The organism is Noviherbaspirillum saxi, assembly GCF_003591035.1.
GTDB classification, from domain to species: Bacteria; Pseudomonadota; Gammaproteobacteria; order Burkholderiales; family Burkholderiaceae_D; genus Noviherbaspirillum; species Noviherbaspirillum saxi.
In genome coordinates, this window is record NZ_QYUO01000001.1 from 774,945 (window position 1) to 800,225 (window position 25,281).

The 25,281-nt window shown below is 57.5% G+C and carries 23 protein-coding genes and 1 tRNA gene; 11 read left to right on the forward strand and 13 right to left on the reverse strand.

Annotated features, from left to right (window positions below; all coding sequences use genetic code 11):
- The first annotated feature begins 18 nt into the window (after window positions 1-18).
- The 3 genes from D3871_RS03775 (at window position 19) to D3871_RS03785 (ending at window position 3,506) form a co-directional block, all read left to right on the forward strand.
- Window positions 19-1,314: a D-amino acid dehydrogenase gene (locus D3871_RS03775; protein ID WP_119767686.1), complete on the forward strand. Its 1,296-nt coding sequence runs from the start codon at window positions 19-21 to the stop codon at window positions 1,312-1,314.
- Window positions 1,311-1,847: a hypothetical protein gene (locus tag D3871_RS03780; protein ID WP_147376741.1), complete on the forward strand. Its 537-nt coding sequence runs from the start codon at window positions 1,311-1,313 to the stop codon at window positions 1,845-1,847. Before D3871_RS03775 ends, D3871_RS03780 begins: the two co-directional genes overlap by 4 nt.
- Window positions 1,848-1,943: 96 nt before the next feature.
- The gene (locus D3871_RS03785; protein ID WP_119767688.1) at window positions 1,944-3,506 is read left to right on the forward strand and encodes a sigma 54-interacting transcriptional regulator; all 1,563 of its coding nucleotides are present in this window, start codon (window positions 1,944-1,946) and stop codon (window positions 3,504-3,506) included.
- Between the two features lie 40 nt (window positions 3,507-3,546).
- Here D3871_RS03785 and yacG read toward each other — a convergent pair whose 3' ends face one another.
- The 9 genes from yacG to ispB all read right to left on the reverse strand — a co-directional run bounded on the left by yacG (window position 3,547) and on the right by ispB (window position 12,020).
- Window positions 3,547-3,732, reverse strand: coding sequence for a DNA gyrase inhibitor YacG (gene yacG / locus D3871_RS03790; protein WP_119767689.1), 186 nt, complete (start codon window positions 3,730-3,732; stop codon window positions 3,547-3,549).
- A gap of 8 nt (window positions 3,733-3,740) precedes the next feature.
- Window positions 3,741-4,496: a cell division protein ZapD gene (gene zapD, locus D3871_RS03795; protein ID WP_119767690.1), complete on the reverse strand. Its 756-nt coding sequence runs from the start codon at window positions 4,494-4,496 to the stop codon at window positions 3,741-3,743.
- A 147-nt stretch (window positions 4,497-4,643) separates the two neighbouring features.
- Window positions 4,644-5,267, reverse strand: a complete 624-nt coding sequence (coaE, locus tag D3871_RS03800; RefSeq protein WP_119767691.1) for a dephospho-CoA kinase — start codon at window positions 5,265-5,267, stop codon at window positions 4,644-4,646.
- Between the two features lie 9 nt (window positions 5,268-5,276).
- The gene (locus D3871_RS03805; protein WP_119767692.1) at window positions 5,277-6,146 is read right to left on the reverse strand and encodes a prepilin peptidase; all 870 of its coding nucleotides are present in this window, start codon (window positions 6,144-6,146) and stop codon (window positions 5,277-5,279) included.
- Window positions 6,147-6,361: 215 nt separating this feature from the next.
- Window positions 6,362-7,594 (reverse strand): type II secretion system F family protein, encoded by a 1,233-nt coding sequence (locus D3871_RS03810; RefSeq protein WP_119767693.1) that lies wholly within the window; start codon window positions 7,592-7,594, stop codon window positions 6,362-6,364.
- A 13-nt stretch (window positions 7,595-7,607) separates the two neighbouring features.
- Window positions 7,608-9,338, reverse strand: a complete 1,731-nt coding sequence (gene pilB / locus D3871_RS03815; protein ID WP_119767694.1) for a type IV-A pilus assembly ATPase PilB — start codon at window positions 9,336-9,338, stop codon at window positions 7,608-7,610.
- 200 nt (window positions 9,339-9,538) lie between these two features.
- Window positions 9,539-10,813: an HlyC/CorC family transporter gene (locus tag D3871_RS03820; RefSeq protein ID WP_119767695.1), complete on the reverse strand. Its 1,275-nt coding sequence runs from the start codon at window positions 10,811-10,813 to the stop codon at window positions 9,539-9,541.
- A gap of 101 nt (window positions 10,814-10,914) precedes the next feature.
- Window positions 10,915-10,991: transfer RNA gene (locus D3871_RS03825), tRNA-Pro, on the reverse strand.
- A 39-nt stretch (window positions 10,992-11,030) separates the two neighbouring features.
- Complete coding sequence (gene ispB / locus D3871_RS03830; RefSeq protein ID WP_119767696.1) at window positions 11,031-12,020, reverse strand: octaprenyl diphosphate synthase; 990 nt, start codon at window positions 12,018-12,020, stop codon at window positions 11,031-11,033.
- Window positions 12,021-12,247: 227 nt separating this feature from the next.
- On the opposite strand from ispB, the gene rplU reads away from it, so the two are divergent.
- The 4 genes from rplU to proB all read left to right on the forward strand — a co-directional run bounded on the left by rplU (window position 12,248) and on the right by proB (window position 15,308).
- Entirely contained in the window at window positions 12,248-12,559 is a 312-nt protein-coding gene (gene rplU, locus D3871_RS03835; RefSeq protein WP_057290114.1) for a 50S ribosomal protein L21, read from the forward strand.
- A 41-nt stretch (window positions 12,560-12,600) separates the two neighbouring features.
- Window positions 12,601-12,858, forward strand: a complete 258-nt coding sequence (gene rpmA, locus D3871_RS03840; protein ID WP_119767697.1) for a 50S ribosomal protein L27 — start codon at window positions 12,601-12,603, stop codon at window positions 12,856-12,858.
- A 110-nt stretch (window positions 12,859-12,968) separates the two neighbouring features.
- The gene (obgE, locus tag D3871_RS03845) at window positions 12,969-14,078 is read left to right on the forward strand and encodes a GTPase ObgE (protein WP_119767698.1); all 1,110 of its coding nucleotides are present in this window, start codon (window positions 12,969-12,971) and stop codon (window positions 14,076-14,078) included.
- 111 nt (window positions 14,079-14,189) lie between these two features.
- Window positions 14,190-15,308, forward strand: a complete 1,119-nt coding sequence (gene proB / locus D3871_RS03850) for a glutamate 5-kinase (RefSeq protein WP_119767699.1) — start codon at window positions 14,190-14,192, stop codon at window positions 15,306-15,308.
- Window positions 15,309-15,379: 71 nt separating this feature from the next.
- Here the strand turns inward: proB and D3871_RS03855 are convergent, their stop codons facing one another.
- Together D3871_RS03855 and D3871_RS03860 are read right to left on the reverse strand one after the other, a co-directional pair.
- Window positions 15,380-15,910: a CNP1-like family protein gene (locus tag D3871_RS03855; protein WP_119769869.1), complete on the reverse strand. Its 531-nt coding sequence runs from the start codon at window positions 15,908-15,910 to the stop codon at window positions 15,380-15,382.
- A gap of 92 nt (window positions 15,911-16,002) precedes the next feature.
- On the reverse strand, window positions 16,003-16,590 hold the full coding sequence (locus D3871_RS03860; protein WP_119767700.1) for an RNA pyrophosphohydrolase: 588 nt from the start codon (window positions 16,588-16,590) through the stop codon (window positions 16,003-16,005).
- Window positions 16,591-16,789: 199 nt separating this feature from the next.
- On the opposite strand from D3871_RS03860, the gene D3871_RS03865 reads away from it, so the two are divergent.
- Entirely contained in the window at window positions 16,790-18,514 is a 1,725-nt protein-coding gene (locus D3871_RS03865; RefSeq protein ID WP_119767701.1) for a proline--tRNA ligase, read from the forward strand.
- Between the two features lie 16 nt (window positions 18,515-18,530).
- Window positions 18,531-19,136 (forward strand): lytic transglycosylase domain-containing protein, encoded by a 606-nt coding sequence (locus D3871_RS03870; protein WP_119767702.1) that lies wholly within the window; start codon window positions 18,531-18,533, stop codon window positions 19,134-19,136.
- Window positions 19,137-19,229: 93 nt separating this feature from the next.
- Here the strand turns inward: D3871_RS03870 and D3871_RS03875 are convergent, their stop codons facing one another.
- The gene (locus D3871_RS03875; RefSeq protein WP_119769870.1) at window positions 19,230-19,733 is read right to left on the reverse strand and encodes an SWIB/MDM2 domain-containing protein; all 504 of its coding nucleotides are present in this window, start codon (window positions 19,731-19,733) and stop codon (window positions 19,230-19,232) included.
- A gap of 553 nt (window positions 19,734-20,286) precedes the next feature.
- Entirely contained in the window at window positions 20,287-21,654 is a 1,368-nt protein-coding gene (ffh, locus tag D3871_RS03880) for a signal recognition particle protein (protein WP_119769871.1), read from the reverse strand.
- A gap of 424 nt (window positions 21,655-22,078) precedes the next feature.
- On the opposite strand from ffh, the gene D3871_RS03885 reads away from it, so the two are divergent.
- Together D3871_RS03885 and D3871_RS03890 are read left to right on the forward strand one after the other, a co-directional pair.
- The gene (locus D3871_RS03885) at window positions 22,079-23,908 is read left to right on the forward strand and encodes a sensor histidine kinase (protein WP_119769872.1); all 1,830 of its coding nucleotides are present in this window, start codon (window positions 22,079-22,081) and stop codon (window positions 23,906-23,908) included.
- Window positions 23,877-25,247, forward strand: a complete 1,371-nt coding sequence (locus D3871_RS03890; protein WP_119767703.1) for a sigma-54-dependent transcriptional regulator — start codon at window positions 23,877-23,879, stop codon at window positions 25,245-25,247. Before D3871_RS03885 ends, D3871_RS03890 begins: the two co-directional genes overlap by 32 nt.
- Window positions 25,248-25,281 lie beyond the last annotated feature (34 nt).

Below are 25,281 nucleotides of genomic sequence, written 5' to 3' on the forward strand. Positions count from 1 at the left end.
TACCTTGAGGTACGCATCGTGAAAATCATCGTTTTAGGCAGCGGCGTTATCGGTACTGCATCCGCTTACTATCTGGCGCAGGCGGGGCATGAAGTCACCGTGGTGGATCGCCAGCCGGCCGCCGCACTGGAAACAAGCTTCGCGAATGCCGGTGAAGTGTCGCCCGGTTACTCCGCGCCGTGGGCTGCGCCGGGCATTCCAGTCAAGGCGCTCAAATGGCTGCTGATGCGCCACAGCCCGCTGGTGATTCGTCCGAGCGTAGACCGCGACATGTGGCGCTGGGTCTTGCAGATGCTGATGAATTGCACCAGCACGCGCTACGAAATCAACAAGGGTCGCATGGTCAGGCTGGCCGAATACAGCCGCGATTGTCTGATCGACTTGCGCGCTTCCACCCATATCAGCTACGACGAGCGTATGCAGGGAACACTGCAGTTATTCCGCACGCAAAAGCAGCTTGACGCGTCGGCGCAGGATATCGCCGTGCTTCAGCGCTATGGCGTGCCATACGAAGTGCTGGATCCGGCCGGCTGCATCGCGGTCGAACCGGCATTGGCCCATGTCCGGGAAAAGTTCGTCGGTGCGTTGCGCCTGCCGAACGATGAAACCGGCGATTGCTTCAAGTTTACGCAGCGCCTGGCGGAACTGGCCGAGCAAGCCGGCGTGATCTTCAACTACGGCGTGGGCATAGAGCGCCTGCTCACCGACGGCCGCAAGATCGCTTCCGTGAAAACTACTGCGGGCGAAATGAAAGCAGATGCCTATGTACTCGCACTCGGCAGCTATTCGCCGCTGCTGCTGCGCGACGTCGGCATCCGTATCCCGGTTTATCCGATCAAGGGATACTCGATCACGGTGCCGATTCACGACCGTGCCTGCGCGCCGGAATCGACAATCATGGACGAAACCTACAAGGTCGCGATCACGCGTCTGGGCGACCGCATCCGGGTCGGCGGCACCGCTGAAATCTCGGGTTATGACTTGTGCCTGCGCAATGCCCGCCGCGAAACGCTGGAACATTCCGTCATCGATCTCTTCCCCAATGGCGGCGACGTCGCGCGCGCTCAATTCTGGGCGGGCTTGCGGCCGATGACGCCGGATGGAACGCCGGTGGTTGGGCCCACTCCTTATCGCAACCTGTTCCTGAACACCGGCCATGGCACGCTGGGCTGGACCATGGCTTGCGGTTCCGGACGGGTAGTCGCCGACCTGGTGTCGGGCAAACGCCCGGAAATCGATACGGAAGGCCTCTTCATGGATCGTTATGGAAAAGCCGCCCACACGTTCACCAGACCACAAGAGGTGCAGGCATGAATACGGAAATGGCGGAGCGGCCGGCAATACAGGAATTTCTGTTCGGCGATGCGTTGTTGCATACCAGGTTTTCTTGTGCGATCGATCTTCTGGGGCGCCTGATAATGGCTAATCCAGGCGCGCTGACGGCGGCGGCCTTGGCCGAAGCATCGGGACAGCCGGTGCGTAACGTGCGCAGCCTGCTCGCGAATCTGCAGGCGTTCGGATTGGTTCATCCGGATACCCGGCAAAAGGATGCCTGGTATTGTTCCGTTAACTCGGGGTCGCTCACGCTGGCCGACGTCTTTCGCAGCGTTGCTGCCGTCAAGCCCGAATCGTCCGCACCCCGCAAGCTCGCTTCTCAGGATGCGGCGCATGCGGCAGCCCGTATTGGCGTCGATCTCTTGCTGATGCAGGCGACAATGGCAATCAATCAGGTGGTGTTGCAGCATCTCCAGTCGTTTGATCTCGGCAAGCTGAAGGCCGTCTCCACGCGCGATACCTATCGCGTTCCAGCGTCGCGCACGCGCGCCTACGTTGCCGAGCCGCTCTAGCGCGCTATTGTCGTGCTGCGGCTACGAAGGTAAAGTGATCTCCAGGCCTTCGCCGTCCGCACAACGCGGGCAGCTTGAACCGAAAAACAGGAGATTATGCGGATAAACGTCCAGTTTGCCGACCGCGTCGGCATTGCCCATGAAATTCTCGCCGTGCTGGCGCGCCGCAACCTGAATGTGGTGGCCGTCGAGGTCGACTCGTCGGATGTCTTCATCGATATCCCGCAGCTCAAACCCGACCTGTTGCCCCCGTTGCAGGAAGATGTCATGTGCGTTGCCGGTGTGTATGCGGTCAACGTGATCGACGTGTTGCCCGGCACGCGCCGGCGTCTGCATCTCGATACCCTGATGGCGGTGATGGCCGATCCGGTGATGGCAGTAGATGCGACCGGGCGCATCGTAGCGGCCAATGCCGCCGCCGCCGCTGTTGCGCACCTGCCCGAGAACGAGTTGCATGGAAAAACCCTGCAGGCCCTGTTTGGCGAAGCATCGCTGCAATCGGAACTGCTGACCAGTAAGTTCAGCGCCCCGTCGCGTGAAGTCCGGCTTGGCGGCGAACCTTTCCTGCTGGAAGTCACACCCGTGTCCGAGCTGGCCGATTCCGCGCTCGGGCTTACTGTGGGCGGTGTCATCACGCTGCATGCGCCACGGCGGCTGGGCGGGCGTCTGCATGCGCTGCAGCATGCAGGTGGCGGTTTTGAAGCCATACTCGGTGAATCGGAAGCAATTCGCGCGCTCAAGGCACAGGGCGCACGGGTGGCGACGGTCGATGCACCCTTGCTCATCACCGGCGAGACCGGAACCGGCAAGGAACTCGTCGCCCAAGCCTGTCATGGCGCCAGCCCGCGCGCCAATGCCCCGTTTCTTGCACTCAATTGCGCGGCACTTCCGGAAAGTCTGGCCGAAAGCGAATTGTTCGGTTATATGTCCGGCGCATTCACAAGTGCCCAGCGCGGCGGCAAGCCGGGTTTGATTGAAATGGCCGAAGGCGGCACCGTATTTCTTGATGAAATAGGGGAAATGTCGCTATACCTGCAGGCAAAACTGTTGCGCTTTCTAAATGACGGCAAATTTCGCCGCATCGGCAGCGACCGCGAGATCAAGGTCAATGTGCGCATCATCAGTGCCACACACCGCAACCTGCGCAAGATGGTCGCCGAAGGTACGTTCCGCGAAGATCTGTTCTACCGCTTGAATGTGCTGCAACTCGAAGTCCCTGCACTGCGCGACCGGCCGGACGACATTCTGCTGCTGGCAAGGCATTTCATCGAGGGCGCATGCACGCAGGCGCAAAAACCCATCTGTCGCCTGAGCTCACAGGCTTCTGCGGCACTAGTTGGCAACAATTGGCCGGGCAATGTCAGGCAGCTGCAAAACGTGGTGTTCAGGGCCATTACGATGACCGACAAGCGCCTGCTGGACGTGTCCGATCTTGATTTGCCAGAGGAGGGAAGAAGTGCAGGTTATCCGGCCGCCGGTGCCGAATCGGCGGATACGGACGACTGGCAAAGTTCAATCGCAGAGTTTGAGCGCATGCTGCTGGAACAGCTGTACCCGCTATATCCCTCCAGCCGGAAGCTGGCGCAACGCCTGAAAACCTCGCATTCGATGATCGCCAACAAGCTGCGCAAATACCGGATCCCAGGCTCGTCCGGCTAAGCGGCGCACTTTTCGTATCTATTCTCGTTGCTTTGAATGCTCAATGCGCAGAGCCGTCTTCATCCGGATCTGCAGGCGGCGTCACGGCCGGGATTGAATATTTTTCCTCGGCCCAAGCGCCAAGATCTATTTGCTTGCAGCGTTCCGAACAAAAGGGGCGATACTTGTTTTTTTCGCTCCATTCGACCTTTTTGCCGCACGTCGGGCAATCCACTACGGTCGCCATGTCATACCTCAGAAATTACAAAGTGTTAATTCGAATGGCACATCGCCTTCGAATGCCTTGGGCTTCATGTCCCCGTCCTGCGAAGTAAAGCGCACCCACAACATGTACTTGTTGGCTGAGATTTCTGGTATTGCACCCAAGCTTTCATCGATGGTCAGCCGTAGCATCTGATAGACCTTGCCCTGCAACATTTGCTGGTAGCTGCCGGCCTGTGCCACCGTTGTAATCGAGCGCCCCGATTCGCGCAACAGCTTGAGTACAACGCCTATCGCATCAAACAGCGGGGCCAGCGGTGCAAACCAGTGGGATATATCATCATAGCGCTGCTGCGGCGTACGGTGCTGCCAGGCGTAATACGAAGGCAGATCGAATTCACAGGCGCCGCCGGGAATGATGGTGCGTCCGCGTATGCTCATCAGCCATTCATTGTCGCGGACATTCTGGCCGGTCTTGCCTTGCGCCGCCATCAATGCGGTGCTGCTGCGATCGATATCGGCCAGAACCGCATTGAGCCGGTCGGGAATCACATTCGGGTTGGACTTGAATCCCAGTAAAGTGTTTTTCTGCCGTTCCAGCTCCTGCAGCAGATCGGATTTCAGGTCGGCACGTCCCGCTACTTCCAGCATTTCAAAAATCGTCGACAACGCGATATGGTGCTGCTGGGCATGTTCCTGATGAAGAAAGAAAACGAATTTATCGTAGAGATCTTCCAGCCGCAGCAGCGTGCGAATACGCTCGTTGAAAGGGTATTCGTAGATGATCAAAGTGACATCCCTTTGGTGAAAAGGTGGGCTGGAAACAATTACGTGATTCTGACCCAAGCCGTCGAAAATTACAAATACTGCATGGCGAGCGAATCGTAACCAAACATGTCTATGCCCCGTTGTCCGGCGCTGTCAGAAACAGCGCCGTCACGCCTCGCGCGCCAGCGCAACATAGCGGGCGTGCAGCTGATCGACCTGAGGTACCAGGGACAGGGCATCGCCATCGTTATCGATGACATCGTCCGCTGCCGCCAGCCGTTGGGTACGCGTGGCCTGCGCTGCCATGATTGCGCGTACCTGAGCTTCGGACAGGCCGCTGCGGCTCATTACGCGCCTGATTTGCGTCTGCTCGAGACAGTCGACGACCAGCACGCGCGACACGCGCTCCTTCCATCCGCGCGATTCAACCAGCAAGGGCACGACGAAAACCAGATAATCCCCTTGCGCCTGAGCGGCAGCACGTTCGGTCTCGATGCGGATCAGCGGATGCAGGATCGCTTCCAGCCGGGCCTTTGCATTGGCTTCGGCAAATACATATTCCCGCATGCGGGCACGGTTCATCGCGCCCTCGGCCGTCAGAAAGGCTGCGCCGAACTGCGTATGGATGTCGGGGATCGCCAGGCCGCCGGGTGCCGTCAACTGGTGAGCGATCGTATCGGTATCGACCATCGCGGCGCCACGGGCAGCCAGCATGTCCGCCACCGTGGTCTTGCCGCTGCCTATGCCGCCGGTCAGCCCGACCGAAAACCTGCGTGCGGTAGGAGAATTCATGGCTTCATCTTAAACCGCAAAGCCCAGATACGCTTGCGCCAGCGATTTTCCGTATAACAGGGCGATGACGCCTGCGGCCGCCAGATACGGTCCGAAGGGAATCGGGTTGTTTCTTCCATGGCGGGCAAAGACGATCAGCGCAATGCCGACGACCGCTCCCACCAGCGAGGACAGCAGGATGATAATGGGCAGCATCTTCCAGCCCAGCCAGGCACCTAGCGCTGCCAGGAGCTTGAAATCGCCGTATCCCATGCCTTCCTTGCCGGTCACCAGCTTGAACAGCCAGTACACGCTCCACAAGCTTAGATAACCGGCGACCGCACCAATGACCGCTTCATCCAGCGGTACGAATACGCCATTCAAATTGATCAGCAAGCCGCACCACAGCAAAGGCAGAGTCAGGTCGTCCGGCAGCAATTGCGTGTCCGCATCGATGAAGGTCATCGCAATGAGCAGCCAGGCAAACAACAGTGTCGCCAATCCGGCCGCGCCGCTGCCGAAGCGCCAGACCAGGAAGGCGGACAAGGCACCGGTCAATGCTTCAACGATCGGATAACGAGGCGAAATCGGCGCCTTGCACTGGATGCATTTGCCGCGCAATGCCAGATAGCTGAGTACCGGAATGTTTTCGAGGGCGCCGATCTTGTGCCCGCAGTGCGGGCAGCATGAGCGCGGGACCATCAGGTTGTAGCGATCCGTATGCGGCAGAGGTTTGCCGCTTTCATGTGCGACGTAATTGTCGGATTCGCGCTGCATCATCTTTGGCAGCCGATGGATCACGACATTCAAAAAGCTGCCGATCAACAGACCGAGAATGCCGACAAAGACGGTGGCAAGCACGCTGCCTGGCGGGGCGAAAAGAAAAGGTTCAAACAACATTCAGCGTACCTTGTAATGCTGCACGCTGGCGGCCGGTGCTTTTTCGAGCCTCGGAACGACGTACTGTGCAACTGGATCAATCGTCGGGGCTGCAATATCACAGGCATGCAAGCTGCCATTGAAAGAGTGATATCGCTTGTGCACACGGCTTGCATGCGCCGACATATTAAAAAACTGTGCAGCGCCCTAGGCCGGGTGCTGCACAAAGCCTTACATTAGACCACTGCGCCCAGCTTGAAGATTGGCAGATACATGGCCACGACCAGGCCGCCGATCAGCACGCCGAGGATCGCCATGATCAATGGTTCCATCAAACTCGACAGTGACGCCACCGCATCATCGACTTCCGCTTCGTAAAAATCGGCCACCTTGCTCAACATCTGATCGAGTGCGCCGGATTCTTCGCCGATCGCCACCATCTGCGTGACCATATTGGGGAACACATTGGAATTCTGCATCGCAGCGGTCAGGCTGGTGCCGGTACTGACTTCAGTCTGAATTTTCTTGGTGGCGTCGATATATATCGTGTTGCCAGATGCGCCACCCACCGAATCGAGCGACTCTACCAGCGGCACGCCGGCAGCGAACATGGTGGCCAGCGTACGTGTCCAGCGTGCGATGGTTGCCTTGCGGATTACCTCGCCGAAAATCGGCGCTTGCAGAAGGACGCGGTCCATCACGCGCTGAACTTTTGGCGAACGCTTCCACGACTGGAAAAACAGGTAAAGACCCGAGAACAGGCCGCCGAATATGATGTACCAGTACGCGACAAAGAAATCCGAAATCGCCATCACGAACAGAGTCGGGGCCGGCAAGTCGGCACCAAAGCTCTTGAACACATCCTTGAAGGCCGGCACAACCCAGATCATGATGACTGACGTCACCACGAATGCGACCACGAGAATCGAAATCGGATAGAACAGCGCCGACTTGATCTTGCCCTTGATCGCCTGGGTTTTTTCCTTGTAGACGGCCAGACGTGTCAGCAGATCTTCAAGAATACCGGCCTGTTCGCCAGCGGCCACGAGATTGCAGAACAGATTGTCGAAGTACAGAGGAAACTTGCGAAACGCCTGATTCAGGCTGCTACCGGTTTCGATGTCAGTACGGATATCCTGGATCAGTTTGGCGACCGAAGGATTGGAATGACCTTTCGCCACGATATCGAAGGATTGCAGCAGCGGCACGCCGGCTTTCATCATGGTGGCCAGCTGACGGGTAAACAAGGTGATGTCCTTGTCGCTGATCTTTTTACCGCTGCGGAAAGTCTTTTTCTTGAGCTTGGTAACAAGGATGCCTTGACGGCGCAGCGTGACGTTGACGATGGTTTCACTACCTGCTCGCAGTTCTCCCTTGACGATCTTGCCGGACTTATCCTTCCCTTCCCAAAGGTAGATGATTTCCTTGACGCCTGTGTTGATCGCACCTTTGCTGGCACTGGTTGCCATATAAATCCCCTCGTTATTCGTTGGTGCAGCCGAGTACTTCTTCCAGGCTGGTCAGCCCGAGCCTGACCTTGACCAGGCCGGATTCACGCAATGTCTTCACGCCGTCGCGCCGCGCCTGCGCTTCGATTTCCAGCGCGGTTCCGTGCGCCAGGATGATGCGCTCGATGTCTTCCGATATAGGCATGATTTGATAGATGCCGACGCGGCCCTTGTAGCCGCTCCCGCTGCAGCGTTCGCAGCCGACCGGCTTGTACGGCATCCAGCTGCCGTCAAGTTCGTCTTCCTTGTAGCCGGCGGCCAGCAGAGCCTCATCCGGAATCGATATCGGCTGCTTGCAGGTACACAGCCGGCGCGCCAGGCGCTGCGCCGTAATCATGATGACTGATGACGCGATGTTGAATGGCGCTACGCCCATGTTCATCAAGCGTGTCAGCGTCGATGGCGCATCGTTGGTATGCAGGGTGGAGAACACCATGTGGCCGGTCTGCGCGGCCTTGATCGCGATATCCGCCGTATCGAGATCGCGGATTTCGCCCACCATGATGATGTCCGGGTCCTGACGAAGGAAAGCCTTGAGCGCTGCTGCAAAGGTCAGACCGGCACGGTCGTTGACGTTGACCTGGTTGACGCCGGGCAGGTTGATTTCCGCAGGGTCTTCGGCGGTCGAAATATTGATGCCCGGCTTGTTCAGGATGTTGAGACAGGTATAAAGCGACACGGTCTTGCCCGAGCCGGTCGGTCCGGTCACCAGTACCATCCCATAGGGGCGCTCGATCGCCTTGAGCAGCAATTCTTTCTGATCCGGATCGTATCCCAGCGCATCAATTCCGAGCTGCGCCTGGCTGGGATCGAGAATGCGCATGACGATTTTTTCGCCGAAAAGCGTGGGCAGCGTACTCACCCGGAAATCGATCGCCCGGTTTTTTGACATGACGAGTTTCATGCGGCCATCCTGCGGCACGCGCTTCTCCGAAATATCGAGCTTGGAAATCACCTTGATACGCGACGCCAGCTTTTCCTTGATCGCCAGCGGCGGTTGCGCGATCTCGCGCAGCACCCCGTCAACGCGGTAACGGATACGGTAAAACTTTTCAAAAGGTTCGAAATGCAGATCGGACGCACCCATGTTGATCGCATCCAGCAAGACCTTCTGGAGGAACTTGACCACCGGCGCATCGTCGATATCCGCGCTTTGCGCTTCACTGGAGGCCGCCGCGGCGACTTCTTCTTCGCTCAAGTCGAAATCGAGGTCGTCGCCGATCAGTTCATCGAGGTTGTCCTCGGCACTCTTGCCCAGTTTCTCGATCAGCTGCAGCAGTGCGCCATGCTCGACAATCACCGGTTCTACGGTAAGCTCGGTCTGGAATTTGATCTGATCCAGGATATGGGTATTGGTCGGATCGGAAATCGCAACCGATACCTTGTTGCCCCGCTTGGCCAGTGCAATGACGCGCTGTTTCTGCACCAGCTTGAGGTCAATGACGTTATCGGGAAGATAATTGGAATTGAAGACCGAAAAGTCGACCAGGGGGTAGCCGAAGGTATCGGAACAAAACGCTGCCAGTGCGCGCCCGTCGATACTGCCGCTATCTACCAACACATCGATAAATGGCACTTTTTCCGCCGTTGCCTGCTTGCTCAAGGCGTCGGCCTGCTGTGCAGTCAGCTTGGCCGCCTGCACCAAAGCGCGCGCAAGGCCGGGCAAGGTCGCGTTTGTGGCTTGATTGGGAAGTACCGCCGCCATGTATATTATCGAGCCGTATTGAGGTCAGAATCGTCCAAGTTGGATTAGATAATGCCTATAGGCATCTGATTTGTAAAGATATTGTGTCAAAATGACATCAAGAAGCTGCGCTGAATGCCTTGCGAGTGTTACTTCAATGTAACGCCGGGCGACAAGATGTGGTTTGTGCCCGCAGGATTGCGTGGTCTGGAGCCGTCCGATCAGGCTGAAATGCCTTTGATCAACTTGACGACTTTGATCGATTGGTTTTGGACCTGGACGATTTCGATAATACAGTCGGCAACCTTGAGGCTGATCGCCGCTTCCGGGATGTCGCGCAATTCTTCCAGCAGCAGGCCGTTGAGCGTCTTTGGGCCGTCGACCGGCAGGGCGAGGCCAAGATGCTTGTTGATATCGCGAAGGGTGGTCGCGCCTTCGACCAGGCACTCGCCGTTGTCGTCCCAGGCAAAACCTTCTGCTCGCGCAGCGCCCGGCATCGACGTCGTGAATTCGCCAATCATTTCTTCGATGATGTCTTCCAGAGTCACCAAGCCTTGTACTTCGCCGTATTCGTCCACAACGATGCCGAGACGCTCATGGTTTTCCTGGAAATACTGCAACTGGGTAAAGACGCCAGTATCTTCCGGGATAAAGTAGGGTGGCGTCAGGAGGTGCCGAAAATGCTCGGAGGTGAGTTCGTCTCTCTGGTCCAGCAGGGCAATCGTCTTACGCACATGCAGTATGCCGACAACGCGATTAATTTCACCTTCGTATACGGGCAACTTGTTGTGATAGCAGGTTGCCAGTTGATGCAGGATTTCCTCGACCGGCATCGCAATGTTCAGCGCTTCGATCTGCGCGCGCGGCGTCATGACGTCTTCCACAGAAAGATCTTCCAGCGCAAACAGATTGAGCAGGATGCTCTTGTGCTTTTGCGGAATAAAGTGCCCGCTCTCCAGCACGATTGACCGCAATTCGTCGGTCGACATGGCCATATCGGAGGGTTTTTCCGGAACACGAAGCAAGCGCAACAAAAATTTGACGATGAGATTCGTGATCCAGACCAGAGGATTCATGACGACCATTAATACGCGCAGAATGGGCGCAACCAACAGTGCGATTCGTTCCGGATAGGTGGCACCGATCACTTTAGGGGTGATTTCGGCAAAGATGATGATGGCAAAGGACACCGCCGCCGACGCAATGGCCAATGCATACTTACTCTGGCCGAAATAATAAATGGCGAAGCTTGCAGCAAGCGCCGATGCGGCGGAATTGATGAGGTTGTTGCCTAGCAGGATGACGCCAAGCAAGCGTTCCGTCTGATCCAGCAGTTTGAGGACCAGCGTTGCGCGCCGGTTACCGCCGGATGCAAGATGTCTGACGCGATAACGGCTCAATGCCATCATGGCTGTTTCAGAAATCGAAAAGAAACCGGATAGAAGAAGAAGTAAAACGAGCCCGAGAATTTGAGCCCATAAGGGAACGGCATCCAAAGGGTCACCGTGAGAAAGGTTACTGGAGAATGTCCGGAAAGCGATTACGGTCTGATGCGACGCTTGCCATACGCTTGTTGATTTCTGGACTTTGCAAGATCTGGTCGGGGTGAGAGGATTCGAACCTCCGGCCTCTACGTCCCGAACGTAGCGCTCTACCAGGCTAAGCTACACCCCGCTTGCAGTGCCGACATAACCTATGGCGATTAACGCCAGTCTAATGATTACGGTCGACCGCGAAAGCGCATAATTGTAGCAGAGAATCCTTAAATTTGGTATCTGCCAGAGGCGCGATTGCGTCGGAGGCGCGTCTCGCCGCCTTTTCCGCTTCCCGCTTGGTATAGTCCAGTGCGCCGGAATGAGTAATCGCAGTCAGCACTTCATCGAAGTGCTGTTCGTCACCATTTTGTATGCATGCGCGTACCAGTTGCCGTTGCTCCTCGGTCCCATGTTGCATCAGATAGATAAGCGGCAGTGTCGGTTTGCCTTCGCGCAGGTCGTCCCCGACGTTCTTGCCGGTGTCGTCCGCATTTCCGCTGTAATCCAGCACATCGTCAATCAATTGAAACGCCGTGCCAAGCGAGCGTCCATATTCTGCGGCCGCATCGATCTCGGCTTCGCCGGCGCCGGCAATCAATGCGCCCAGTTGTGCCGCAGCTTCAAACAATTTGGCGGTCTTTGACCGTATAACTTGCAGGTAGCGTTCTTCCGTCACATCGGGATCGTGCATGTTCAAGAGTTGCAGAACTTCGCCTTCAGCAATGACATTGGTGGCATCGGCCAGAATTTGCATTACCCGCATGTTCCCTACCGCGACCATGATCTGGAATGCGCGCGAATAAACGAAGTCACCGACGAGTACGGAGGCGGCATTGCCGAACATGGCATTGGCGGTTTCGCGTCCGCGCCGCATCGACGATTCATCAACCACATCGTCATGCAGTAAGGTTGCGGTGTGAATGAACTCCACAACGGCCGCAAGATCATGATGATGGGTGCCGCGATAGCCGAATGCATTTGCGATCAGTAAGACGAGGACCGGTCGGATGCGCTTTCCGCCTGCACTGATGATGTACTCGGCAATCTGATTGACCAGCGGCACCTCGGAATGGAGTTGTCTGCGGATGACCGCATTGACCGCTTCCATGTCGGCGGAGATCGGCGAAATAATCGTGTTCTGGGTAGCGGATTGCGGAGCGGCAGACAAGATGAAACCTGCGGGATCGTTGAATTTGCGGAATTATACGATGACAACGCAGGCGCGCCAGCATTGCTTTTTCGTCAGCTGCCATCCCCAGAGGCTTTCTGCATGATCGAAAACGGCTTTTGACGCACGTTCTAAGCCTATGTATAATCAGGGGTTTTCCCGATTCAGTCTGGCAACAATGCTGGGTCGCGAAAAAAGTTCTTTTACCATATTCGATGAGGTTTCACATGTACGCGGTCATAAAAACCGGCGGCAAACAATATAAAGTTGCTGCTGGGGAAAAACTCAAAGTAGAACAGATACCGGCTGACATTGGTTCCGAAATCACCCTTGATCAAGTGCTCGCAGTGGGCGCTGGTGACACCATTAAATTCGGTGCACCGCTGGTTGAAGGTGCCAAGGTCCAGGCTACGGTAGTGGCGCACGGTCGCCACGATAAGGTCAAAATTTTCAAGATGCGCCGCCGCAAGCATTACCAGAAGCGTCAAGGCCATCGTCAAAATTACACCGAATTGCAAATCGTCTCGATCAACGCCTGATCAATCGGCAATCGAGCTAACCGGATACCAAGGAGTCTCAAATGGCACATAAAAAAGGCGGCGGCACCACGCGCAACGGTCGCGATTCCGAGTCAAAACGACTGGGCGTCAAGGTTTACGGCGGCCAAAGCATCAATGCAGGCGGCATCATCATTCGTCAGCGCGGTACCCGCGTACACGCTGGTGAAAACGTTGGCATGGGCAAGGACCACACCCTGTTCGCGCTGATCGACGGCAAGGTGCAGTTCGCTACCAAGGGCGCTCTGCAGCGTCACACTGTCATCGTAGTGCCGGCATAACAACCGCATCTATAAGACAGTAATCAAGTAAAGGCGAAAGCCTTCCAATAAAAAGGCTCTGCCGACGGTAGGGCCTTTTTTAATTTTTATTGGTATTTTTGGCGGCAAACATGAAGTTCATCGACGAAGCAAAAATCGAAGTCATTGCTGGAGACGGCGGCAACGGCGTCGCGTCATTTTGCCGCGAAAAGTTCCGGCCATTTGGTGGCCCTGACGGCGGAGACGGAGGCAAGGGCGGCAGTATCTGGGCCGTCGCCGACCGCAACATCAACACGCTGGTTGACTACCGCTACTCCAAGCTGCATAAGGCAAAAAATGGCGAAAACGGCCGTGGTTCCGACTGCTATGGCAAGGGTGCGGACGACGTCATGCTGCGTATGCCGGTGGGTACCCAAATCAGCGATTTCAACACGGGCGAAATTATTGCCGACCTGACAGACCATGATCAAATCGTCTTGCTCTCAAAAGGCGGCGAGGGCGGATGGGGAAATATCCATTTCAAAACCTCGACCAATCGTGCGCCACGGCAAAGGACGGATGGCAAGGAAGGCGAGCGGCGCGAACTCAAGCTTGAACTGAAGGTATTGGCCGATATCGGCTTGCTGGGTATGCCGAATGCGGGCAAATCCACCTTCATCACAGCGGTATCGAATGCCCGTCCCAAGATTGCGGACTATCCGTTTACTACCTTGCATCCAAACCTGGGTGTTGTGCGCGTCAGCCATGAAAAGAGCTTTGTCATTGCCGATATTCCTGGTCTGATTGAAGGTGCCGCAGAAGGCGCCGGACTTGGTCACCAGTTCCTGCGGCATTTGCAGCGTACTCGTTTGTTGCTGCACATTGTCGATCTGGCACCATTTGAAGATACGGTGGATCCGGTCAAGGAAGCCAAGGCGATCGTAAAGGAATTGAAGAAATACGACGAGTCGTTGTACGACAAACCTCGCTGGCTGGTACTCAATAAACTGGACGTCGTGCCCGAAGACGAGCGCAAGAAGCGGGTCAAGGATTTCATCAAGCGCTTCGGCTGGAAAGGTCCGGTGTCCGAGATTTCCGCACTGACCAGAGACGGTTGCGAAGAATTGGTCACCGCGATCTATGACTACCTCGCCGAGCAACGCCAGCAAGAGCATCGCGCGGAGGAAACCCACATCGTCGAAGAAGCGCGCGGTATTGTTTCGATCGACCCGGACGATCCACGCTTTAAAGTCATAGAATAGAGTCGAATGCGCTGGCGTTTTGCCAGCAGGCGACGAGCATGAGGTCATCACGACCTTTTCTCCGTCGTCGACCCTGCCTATCCGTCCGCTGTCTCTGTCGTTTTTACCTATATGAATTCCGCTATCCAGAAATCCAAACGCCTGATCATCAAAGTCGGTTCATCGTTGGTCACCAATGATGGCAAGGGACTGGATAGCGCGGCAATTGCGAGATGGGCCGAACAGATTGCCCAGTTGCGGGCCTTGGGTAAGGAAGTCGTGCTAGTCAGCTCGGGGGCGATTGCCGAAGGAATGCAGCGTCTCGGCTTTGACAAACGGCCGAGCGGCGTGCATGAGTTGCAGGCCTGTGCGGCTGTCGGCCAGATGGGGCTGGCCCAGATTTACGAGACCAGCTTCCGGCACCACAATCTGCGTACGGCCCAGGTGCTGCTGACGCACGCAGATCTTGCCGACCGCGAGCGCTATCTGAACGCGCGTTCCACGTTGTTTACGCTTTTGCGCTTCGGTGTCATCCCGATCATCAATGAAAACGATACGGTCGTCACCGACGAAATCAAGTTCGGTGACAATGACACGCTGGGCGCGCTGGTGGCCAATCTGATCGAAGGCGATGCCTTGGTCATTCTCACAGACCAGAAGGGCTTGTACACCGCTGATCCGCGCAAGGACCCGACGGCCGAATTTGTGCACGAAGCCAAGGCGGGAGACCCTGCGCTCGAGGCAATGGCCGGAGGTGCAGGCACCGGCATAGGCCGGGGCGGAATGCTGACAAAAATCCTGGCAGCGAAGCGGGCCGCGACATCCGGCGCGCACACCGTAATCGCCTGGGGTAGAGAAGAACAGGTATTGACGCGCCTGGCAGCAGGTGAAGCAATCGGTACCCAGTTGAGCGCTCAGACCGCACAGCTGACAGCGCGCAAGCAATGGATGGCGGATCACCTGCAAACTGCCGGCAGAGTCGTACTGGACGCCGGCGCCGTACAAAAGCTGACGACAGAGGGAAAGTCATTGCTGCCGATCGGCGTGATCGAAGTCGCTGGCGAATTCGGTCGAGGTGATGTCATTACCTGTATCGATGAAGCGGGGCGTTCGGTTGCGCGCGGCATGAGCAATTATTCAAGCTCTGAAGCGCGCCGCATCATGCGGCGCCCATCCAACGAAATTCTTGCCATTCTCGGTTTCGTTGAAGAACCGGAACTGATCCATCGCGACAACATGGTCTTGCTGTAAAGGCCGCGGCGGCTCACGCCGCCGGCAACACTCTCTCCAACAACAAGAAGCGCCGCGCTTTTCTTGGCATCTTACCGATAGTTCAAGGATGATAATGGCTTGTTTTCGCGGATCCTTGCGACCATCTGTTCGGCTTTGCCGGCCACCGTCAATTGGTCGCAGAAATAATCCTTGGCCAGGATGGCGTGCTGACGGTTCACTACGTTTCCGGTAATCCGCTCCCATTGATCGCGGCGCGAGCGTGTCCACGAGCCATCCTGCTGGCCGAATGCATACAGCTTGCGCTCATGCGCCTGACAGCGAATACCTTCATAACTGACATTGCGCGCTCCGCTTTCACTGGTTGCGACCAGAGTATAACGAACCACGCCATCGCTACCAACCGCCACCGAGCTGGCGTCGATCGAGAACGACTGCGATGGACTCGAATAAAACGGCAACAGGTTTTCGGCTTTGGGTGCTGCGGGAAGTTGAATGGCAATTTCCTGCCAAGGCTTATCTTCGTCGTTGAAATCTTCTTCAAAGCGTGACTGCGCATGTGCGGACGCGGCAACAAGCACCAGCGTGCACACCGCGGCCGCACGGAATACTCCTGCAGGCATTGCAATATCCTTTCTGCTGTTCTGTTTGCCATGCCGGATTGTGCGGCATGGCTTGGGAATAACAGGTGCAAGCGTGATCGCTTGCGCCATGACTATTCCGGTTTTGGTTTGACTGCAGGCACCTGTGCTTCCGCCGCTGTGCGGCCGGCGTGGTTTTGCCGAAGATAGCGGGCGCCATGGCGCTGGCCGCCGCCGTGTCCGTGCGACGGCCGTGCCAGGAATCGTGACAATTCCTGCAATGCTTTTTGGTAAACATCGCGCTTGAATTCGATCACGACATCCAGCGGAACCCAGTAATCGTGCCAGCGCCATGCGTCGAATTCAGGGTGGTCCGTGCCTCTCAGATTGATATCGCAGTCGCGGCCGACCATACGCAGCAGAAACCAGATCTGCTTTTGTCCGCGGTAATGGCCGCGAATTTCCCGTTTGATGAAGCGGTCAGGCACTTCATAACGCAGCCAGTCGCGTGTCCGGCCGACGATCTTTACATGTTCGGCCTTCAGGCCAACTTCTTCCTCCAGTTCGCGGTACATTGCCTGTTCGGGTGTTTCTCCGAACTTGATGCCGCCTTGTGGAAATTGCCACGAATGTTCGCGCACCCTTTTTCCCCACCACACCTCGTTATGGGTGTTCAGCAGGATAATGCCGACGTTCGGGCGGAAGCCTTCACGGTCCAGCATGTTGCACCTCAAAACTTTCTGCGGCTAGACGACCCTCATCGTTACAAATTTTGCAAACGCCGCTTGGCGCAGGCATCAGCCGCCCCCCGTTTTCGGAAGACAGCGTGAATCAAATATGTCGGTAATGGATGCATCAGCCAGCTAATCCTTTAAAATTGAGTTGATTATAACCCTCTCTTTTTAAAAAGAATTCACCGTCATGCGCGCATCACGATTTTTTATTTCCACTCTTAAAGAAGCTCCGTCGGACGCGGAAATCATCAGCCATAAATTGATGATGCGCGCCGGGATGATCAAACGCCTTGGCTCCGGTATTTACACCTACATGCCCATGGGTTTGCGCGTGATTCGCAAGGTCGAAAACATCGTGCGCGAAGAAATGAACCGCGCCGGCGCGGTCGAGCTTCTGATGCCGGTCGTGCAACCCGCTGAGCTGTGGCAGGAAACCGGCCGCTGGGACAAGATGGGTCCGGAACTGATGCGGGTCAAGGACCGCCACGGCCGCGATTACGCGATACAACCGACCTCGGAAGAAGTGATTACCGATGTGGTGCGCGCCGACATCAAGTCCTACCGCCAGCTGCCCGTCAACTTCTACCATATCCAGACCAAGTTCCGCGACGAACGCCGTCCGCGCTTCGGTCTCATGCGCGGCCGCGAATTCACCATGAAGGATGCGTATTCCTTTGACCGCGACGTGGCGGGCATGCAGCAATCCTACAAGATCATGTACGACGCCTATGTCCGCATCTTCGACCGCTTCGGCCTGCAGTTCCGCGCGGTAGCCGCGGATAACGGCGCCATCGGCGGATCCGGTTCGCATGAATTTCATGTGATTGCCGATATCGGTGAAGATGCGCTGGTGTACTGCCCGCAATCCGACTTTGCCGCCAACATGGAAGCAGCGGAAGCCGTTGCGCTGTCAGCATCGCGTCCTGCCGCGTCGCAGGCACTAGTCAAGACGCCGACGCCCGGCAAGGCCAAGTGCGAACATGTAGCAGAGCTGCTCAAGCTGCCGCTGTCGCACACCGTGAAATCGATCGTGTTGACGGTGGAGAAGGAAGACGCCGACAAGGAAGTCTGGCTGCTGCTGTTGCGCGGCGATCATGAACTCAACGAGGTCAAGGCGAGCAAGGTGCCCGGCCTCGCCAACTATCGCTTCGCCAGCGAAGGTGAAATCGTTGAATGGTTCGGTACCAAGCCGGGTTACCTCGGGCCCGTCGACCCCAAAAAACCGATCAAGGTCGTGGCCGACCGCACCGTGTCCAACATGAGCGATTTTGTCTGCGGTGCCAATGAAGAGGACTTTCACTACACCGGGGTCAACTGGGGGCGTGACGTTCCCGAACCGATTGTTGCCGACTTGCGCAACGTGGTGGCGGGCGATCCGTCGCCCGATGGCAAAGGCACGCTCGCAATCCAGCGCGGCATCGAAGTCGGCCACGTATTCCAGCTGGGTACACGCTATTCCGAAGACATGCAGGCTACCTATCTCGATGAAACCGGCAAGCCGCAACTGATGCAGATGGGATGCTATGGCATCGGCGTGACGCGTATTCTCGGTGCGGCGATCGAACAGAACTTCGACGACAAAGGCATCATCTGGCCGACCGCGATCGCGCCTTTCGAAGTCGTGGTCTGCCCTATGGGTTACGACCGCAATGAAGCAGTCAAAGCCGAGACCGACAAACTCTACGATGCATTGCTGGCCGCCGGTGTCGACGTCATTCTCGATGACAGGGGTGAGCGTCCGGGCGTCATGTTCGCCGACTGGGAACTGATCGGCGTGCCGCACCGCATCGTGGTTGGTGACCGCGGCCTGAAAGAAGGCAAGCTTGAATATCAGGGCCGTCGCGATGCAACTGCAACGCCGGTCGCCTTGGAGGAAATGCTCGCTTTTGTTCAGATGCGACTGAACGGTTGATCCTGGTCCCGACGTGATGTTTTTGTTTTCGCGCCTGCTGGCGCTTGGCCTAGCGCTGTCGATGCTTGCCGGCGCCCATGCCGGCAACCAGAAGGAAGAAGCGCTCGCCGATTCGGTGCGGCTGGCGCTGGCGCGTGCCATCAGCGATACCCGTCCGCCCAAGCCCGAGTTTGCGAATATCGAGGACCGCATCAAGTACCTGCACTGGCTGGGAGAGATGTCGGAGCGGCTCAAGAAAAAATTGCCGGACACCCAGGTCAGACGGGAATTCCTGCAGACCGCCTGGTACGAGGCAAAACGGGCCGGTCTCGACCCCTCGCTGGTACTGGGACTGATCCAGGTGGAGTCGGCGTTTCGCAAATATGCGGTCTCGTCGGTCGGTGCACGTGGCTACATGCAGGTCATGCCGTTCTGGACCCGGGTGATCGGCGATGGCGATCGGAAGAAGCTTTTTCAGATGCAGACCAACCTGCGCTATGGATGCTCGATCCTGCGTCTTTATCTGGACATGGAGCGCGGCGACCTTTATCTGGCGCTTGGCCGTTACAACGGCAGCCGCGGCAAACCCGAATATCCGAACGCCGTCCTGGCCGCATGGAAAAGATGGGAGTTCAAGGAATAGTCGCGATTGTCGCCAGCATCGCGATGGCATCGTCGCAAAAACAAAAACGCCCGCGCGATGCGGGCGTTTTTGTTTGGCCTCTGGAAAGAGAGATTATTGCAGGTGATTGGAAATGAGTTTGGTCATTTCGAACATCGACACTTGCTTCTTCCCGCCAAACACAGCTTTGAGCTTGTCATCCGCATTGATCATGCGTTTGTTGGCATCGTCTTGCAGCTTGTTCTTCTTGATGTACTCCCAAACCTTCTTGGTGACTTCGGTACGCGGCAGCGGATTTGCACCAATCACGGCACCTAGCGTAGCGGACGGCGTCATCGGCTTCATGAACGCGGCGTTCGGTTTACGCGGAGTCTTTGGTGCAGCGGCTTTCTTTGCTACGGCCTTTTTGGCGGGAGCGGCGGCTTTCTTCGCCGGAGCTGCCTTCTTCGCAGCGGGTTTTGCTGCTGCCTTCTTTGCTACCGGCTTTGCTACTGCTTTTTTAGCAGGAGCTGCTTTCTTTGCCGGAGCTGCTTTTTTTGCTGCAGGTTTCGCTGCGACCTTCTTCGCAGCGGGCTTCTTGGCGGCCGTCTTGGCCGCGGGTTTTTTGGCTGTTGCCATCTTCAAGCCTCCTTCACAAAGTGTGTTGGGAAATTGCGTCATATCACGCAACGCTAATAGTGGTGCGGTTTTTCAAGGTATGCAAGTGTTTTTTGATCGTTTTAATACGATTTTTTAGAGGGCTATCCGTCGCTTCTTCATAGGGGAAAAACGATGAATGCGCTTTGTGCGGCAGAACAGGAATCGGAGCGATGCGTCGCTGCTGCGCTGCCCCAAGGGATGGTGCGCTGCAGAGTTGGCGGGGAAAGGGGCTTTGAAAAAAACGTGAATCAGCCGGAGAGCCGCGCCAGTAGCGGCTCTCCGCGAAACATGATGTTTACGATGGCGAGGCGGATGGGAGGGGAGGACAGTATATTCAGCCCTCCATCACGCGGTGTGCGCCGTAGTGAATCGGTGCCTTGGCGATGCATCATTCACCGTTCCGATGCACTGCTTTGGCATCTGCTTCGGGTATGGCGGCTGAATGAGCCATGCGTGTCCGATGCCGTACGCGTTGGGCGCCAGCCACGCCCACCCGTCGTCATGCGGGGGGGTGATGACGTGGATTGACGGTTTAACGGGTACCGGGCAGCATGCCTTTCATGCCGCGCATCATCTTCATCATGCCGCCGCCCTTGAGCTTTTTCATCATGGACTGCATCTGCTCGAATTGCGCCAGCATGCGATTCACTTCCTGTACCTGCACGCCGGCACCGGTGGCGATGCGGCGTTTGCGGGAAGCCTTGATCAGGTCGGGCTTGGCGCGCTCCTGCGGCGTCATCGAATTGATGATGCCTTCCATGCGGCGCACCTGTTTTTCTGCCTGATCCATGTCGGCATTGCCTGCCGCCTGCTGGAATTGCGCCGGGAGCTTGTCGATCAGACCCGACAGACCGCCCATTTTTTTCATCTGGCTGAGCTGGGCCTTGAAGTCATTGAGGTCGAACCTGCCGCCCCCCTTGATCTTGTCGGCCAAGTCTTTGGCGGCGGCAACGTCGACACCTTTGCGTGCTTCTTCGACCAGTGCGAGGATGTCGCCCATGCCAAGAATGCGGTTTGCCATCCGGTTCGGGTCGAAGGGCTCCAGTCCGTCCAGCTTTTCCGCAACACCGGCAAACTTCACCGGCTTGCCGGTAATATGCCGCACCGACAGTGCGGCGCCGCCACGGGCGTCGCCGTCGAGCTTGGTCAGCACCACGCCGGTCAGCGGCAATGCATCGTTGAACGCCTTGGCGGTATTGATCGCATCCTGGCCGAGCATCGCGTCGACCACAAACAGGGTTTCGATAGGCTTGAGCGCCGCATGCAGTGCGGCGATTTCATGCATCATCGCTTCGTCAATGCCCAGGCGGCCGGCTGTGTCGACGATCAGCACATCGTGATAATGCTTCTTTGCATAATCGAGCGCGGCGAGCGCGATGGCGACCGGTTTGTCGGTGACATGGGATGGAAAGAAGTCGGCGTCCACCTGCGCGGTCACGGTCTGCAATTGTCCGATCGCCGCCGGACGGTAGACGTCGGTGGAAACGGTCAACACCTTTTTCTTTTTTTGTTCCTTGAGAAACTTCGCGAGCTTGCCGACCGTCGTGGTTTTACCCGCGCCTTGCAGGCCGGCCATCAGGATGACCGCCGGCGGCTGGGTGGCAAAATTGAGTTGCGATGCTTCCGGGCCGAGATCGGCGCCCATGATGGATGCCAGTTCGCGCTGCACCACGCCGACCAGCGCCTGACCAGGGGTCAGCGAACCGACGACGTCTTCGCCAAGAGCTTTTTCCTTGACGCGCGAAATGAATTCGCGCACTGCCGGTAATGCGACGTCGGCTTCCAGCAGTGCCAGACGCACTTCACGCAGCATGTCGGCGGTATTGGATTCGGTCAGGCGCGCTTCGCCGCGCATCGTTTTGACGACTTTGGCAAGTCGTTGGGTCAGATTGTCGAGCATGGGGTGACGGTATCTCTGGAAGTGGAAGCTTGCTGCAGCCAGGGAAGGCGCAGCGGCAAAGCGCCATTTTACCCGATGCCGGCTCCGGTCTCCGGCGCAAGGTGCAATACGGCACCAGCCGGAAATGCCTTTTTGCAAAGGCAGGCAAACCATATCCGGCATGCGGCTTTCCGCACAGGTGCGATGCATGTATGCGGCCAACCGCCCTGTGCGCGTTGGGTCGTGCGAGACGGGCGCATCAGACGGACTACTGGGTGCCGCGCATCGCGCCTGGAAACTTGGCACAAAGCATGCAAGGCGCTGCGGTATGCAATATGGCAAATCCAACTCACCGTCCACCTTACGCGAAGGTAATATGTGGTCTGCAGCCCCGCAAGGCTGCGCATTCGAATTTGACCCCTATCATCGCCGCATGGACGACCGCATGAAATCCGTCAGGTTCAAGGCTGGCATATGTCTGGCCGTGGCTGTCGCCATTCTTGCCGTAGCAGCAGTCTATCTGCTTGCCGCAGGCAGGGCGGGCGACGATATCCATGCCGCCGGCGCAAGGCAACTGCAGATCATTGCACTAGACCTTGAATCGGTCCTGGAGCGATACGAGACGCTGCCGTTCACGCTCGGCGTACATCCCGACGTCGTGCGGGTACTGCTGCGGCCGGACGAAAACCGGACCGTCCAGCGCCTGAATCAGCTATTCAGTCAGATACAGCGGCATGCAAAGGTAAGCGCTATCTACCTGATGGATAAGGAAGGCAATACTCTTGCCGCGAGCAACTGGAACGAGCCGCTGACTTTTGTCGGCCGCAATTTCGCATTCCGGCCCTATTTCCGCGAGGCGCTCGCGGGCAAGGCAGGCCGTTTCTACGGGATAGGCAATGCCACCGGCGAACCCGGATATTTCATCGCCCATCCTGTCTATGCAGAGGCATTGCACCAGCCGGCCGAACCGATAGGCGTCATTGCCGTCAAGATCGGCCTGGCTGAATTCGAACAGACCTGGCGCAGCAGCGAAGACCCGATCACGCTGGTCGATCGCAACGGCGTGGTATTTCTCAGCAACCGCCCGGAGTGGCGCTATCACAGCATGAAGCCGCTGGACCGGCAGGCTCAGCAGCGCCTGGCGGATACGTTGCAATACGCGGCTCGGACGATACAGCCGATTGCTTTGCTGCCGAAGAAAGTGCAGGCCGGTTTCGGCGACCACGTCGCTCAACCGGTCAGCCGGCTCGGATGGCAACTGATGCTGTTTCCGTCGCAGGCGCGGATCAACCGGTCGGCCTTGCTGTCCGCCATCGCTGCGGCGCTGGTGTTATCGGTAGGCGCGATTTCGGCTTGGGCAGTCCACCAGCGCCGGCGACGGCTCGAAGAACGGATCGAATCGCGCAAGGCATTGCAGCGGGCGGCCGAAGAACTGGACCGCAAGATCGTCCAACGCACGCAAGAGCTGTTGCAGGCGAACCTGGATCTTGCATCGAGATATGCAAAATTGCAGGAAGCGGAGCATTTGCTGCGGTCGACGCAAAATGAACTGGTGCAAGCCGGAAAGCTTGCAATGCTGGGCCAGATGGCCGCCGGCGTCACCCATGAACTGAACCAGCCGCTGGCGGCGATCCGTGCATTCGCCGACAATGCCATCACTTTCCTGGCCCGCGGCCAAGCCGCCAAGGCGGAAGAAAATCTCGGCCAGATCAGCGCCGCGAGCGCCCGCATGGGTGCCATCATCGGTCAGCTCAAGGGCTTCGCGCGCAAGAGCCACGATGCGGTGGCAACCGTAGACCTCGCGAGGTCGGTACAGGCGTCGGCGATGCTCCTCGACAGCGAATTCCGGCGTCACGGCGTGCGTCTCGACATCGAGATCCTGCATCACGCGGCGGTGCTTGGTGATGCGGTACGCACCGAGCAAGTGCTGATCAATTTGCTGCGTAATGCGCTGGATGCGGTCGAACAGGCATCGGAGCGGCGGGTGGCGGTGTCCATCGATTGCGACGGGGAAGAAGCGCTGGTCCGGATTCGCGATTCGGGGCCCGGCATTCCAGAAGATGTCGTCCGGCACCTGTTCGAACCGTTTTTTACGACCAAGCCTTCCGGCAAGGGCTTGGGCCTGGGGCTCGCCATCTCTTCATCGATCGTGCAGGCCATGAACGGCCAGCTCAGCGCACGCAATCTGAGCGAAGGCGGCGCGGAATTTACGGTGCGCTTGCCGCTCGCGGCGGACATCCCAAATGAAATTGGAGGGCAGGTTGCCAGTGCATGAAGCGATATTGATTGAAGACGAGCAGGCGGTGCGCATGGCTACCGCGCAGACGCTTGAGCTGGCGGGCTTTCGGGTGCATGCCTGCGAAAGTGCCGAGAATGCGTTGGCCTTGCTGCAGTCCGAATTTCCCGGCGTTGTCGTCACGGATGTGCGTCTGCCCGGCCAGTCAGGGCTCGATTTGTTATCGCAGCTTGTCGCGATGGATGCGGACTTGCCGGTGATCGTCGTAACGGGACATGGCGATGTCGACATGGCGGTGGAAGCGATGCGTGCCGGCGCGTACGACTTCATTGAAAAGCCGTTTGCCGCCGAACGCCTGATGGAAACCGTCCGTCGCGCGCAGGAAAAGCGCAGTCTGGTGCTCGAAAACCGGCGGCTGAAAGCAGCCTGGACTTCGCATCCCGACATGCCGGCGCTGATCGGCGAATCGGTGGCGATCGAGCGTGTGCGCATGCTGATCCGCACAGTCGGTCCAACCACGGTCGATATCCTGATCAATGGCCAGACCGGCACCGGCAAGGAAGTCGTCGCTCGCCACCTGCATGCGGCAAGCGGCCGCAAAGGTCCGTTTGTCGCGCTCAATTGCGGCGCCTTGCCGGAATCGGTATTCGAAAGCGAAATCTTCGGTCACGAAGCGGGCGCTTTTACCAGTGCGCAGAAGCGGCGCATCGGCAAGCTGGAATATGCAAACGGCGGCACGGTATTTCTTGACGAGATAGAAACCATGCCGCTCGCATTGCAGGTCAAGTTGCTGCGCGTGCTGCAGGAGCGCAAGCTTGAACGCCTCGGTGGCAATGAGGCTATCAGTATCGATTGCCGGGTGATTGCCGCAAGCAAGGCCGACTTGCTGGAACTCAGTACCCAGGGCCGCTTCCGCGAAGACTTGTACTACCGTATTGGCGTCGTCAATATCGAACTGCCGCGACTGGCCGAGCGCCGCGACGATATTCCGCTTTTGCTTGCGCATTTCGTGCAAGGCGCGGCCATCCGCTACCAGCGACCGGTGCCGGGCTGGACGCAGGCGCAGATCGCCGGGTGGCAGGCGCGAGACTGGCCCGGCAATGTACGTGAGCTGCGCAATTTTGCCGACCGCCTGGTGCTTGGCGTTCTCGATCAGGCCGGTGCCGCTTCGGCGGCATCATCGGCAGAGTCCGATCTCGCCTTGCCGCAACAGGTCGATGCCTACGAACGCATGGTGATCGCTGATGCGCTGGCAGCCAGTGAAGGCAATGTCGCGGCGACAGCCGACCGGCTTGGCGTGCCGAAAAAAACCTTGTACGACAAGTTGAAAAAGTACCAGTTGCCTGCCGGACGCGGGATGGATGACAAAGCATCATGAAGGCGGACGATGCGATGGAGAGTGCAGTTGCCGG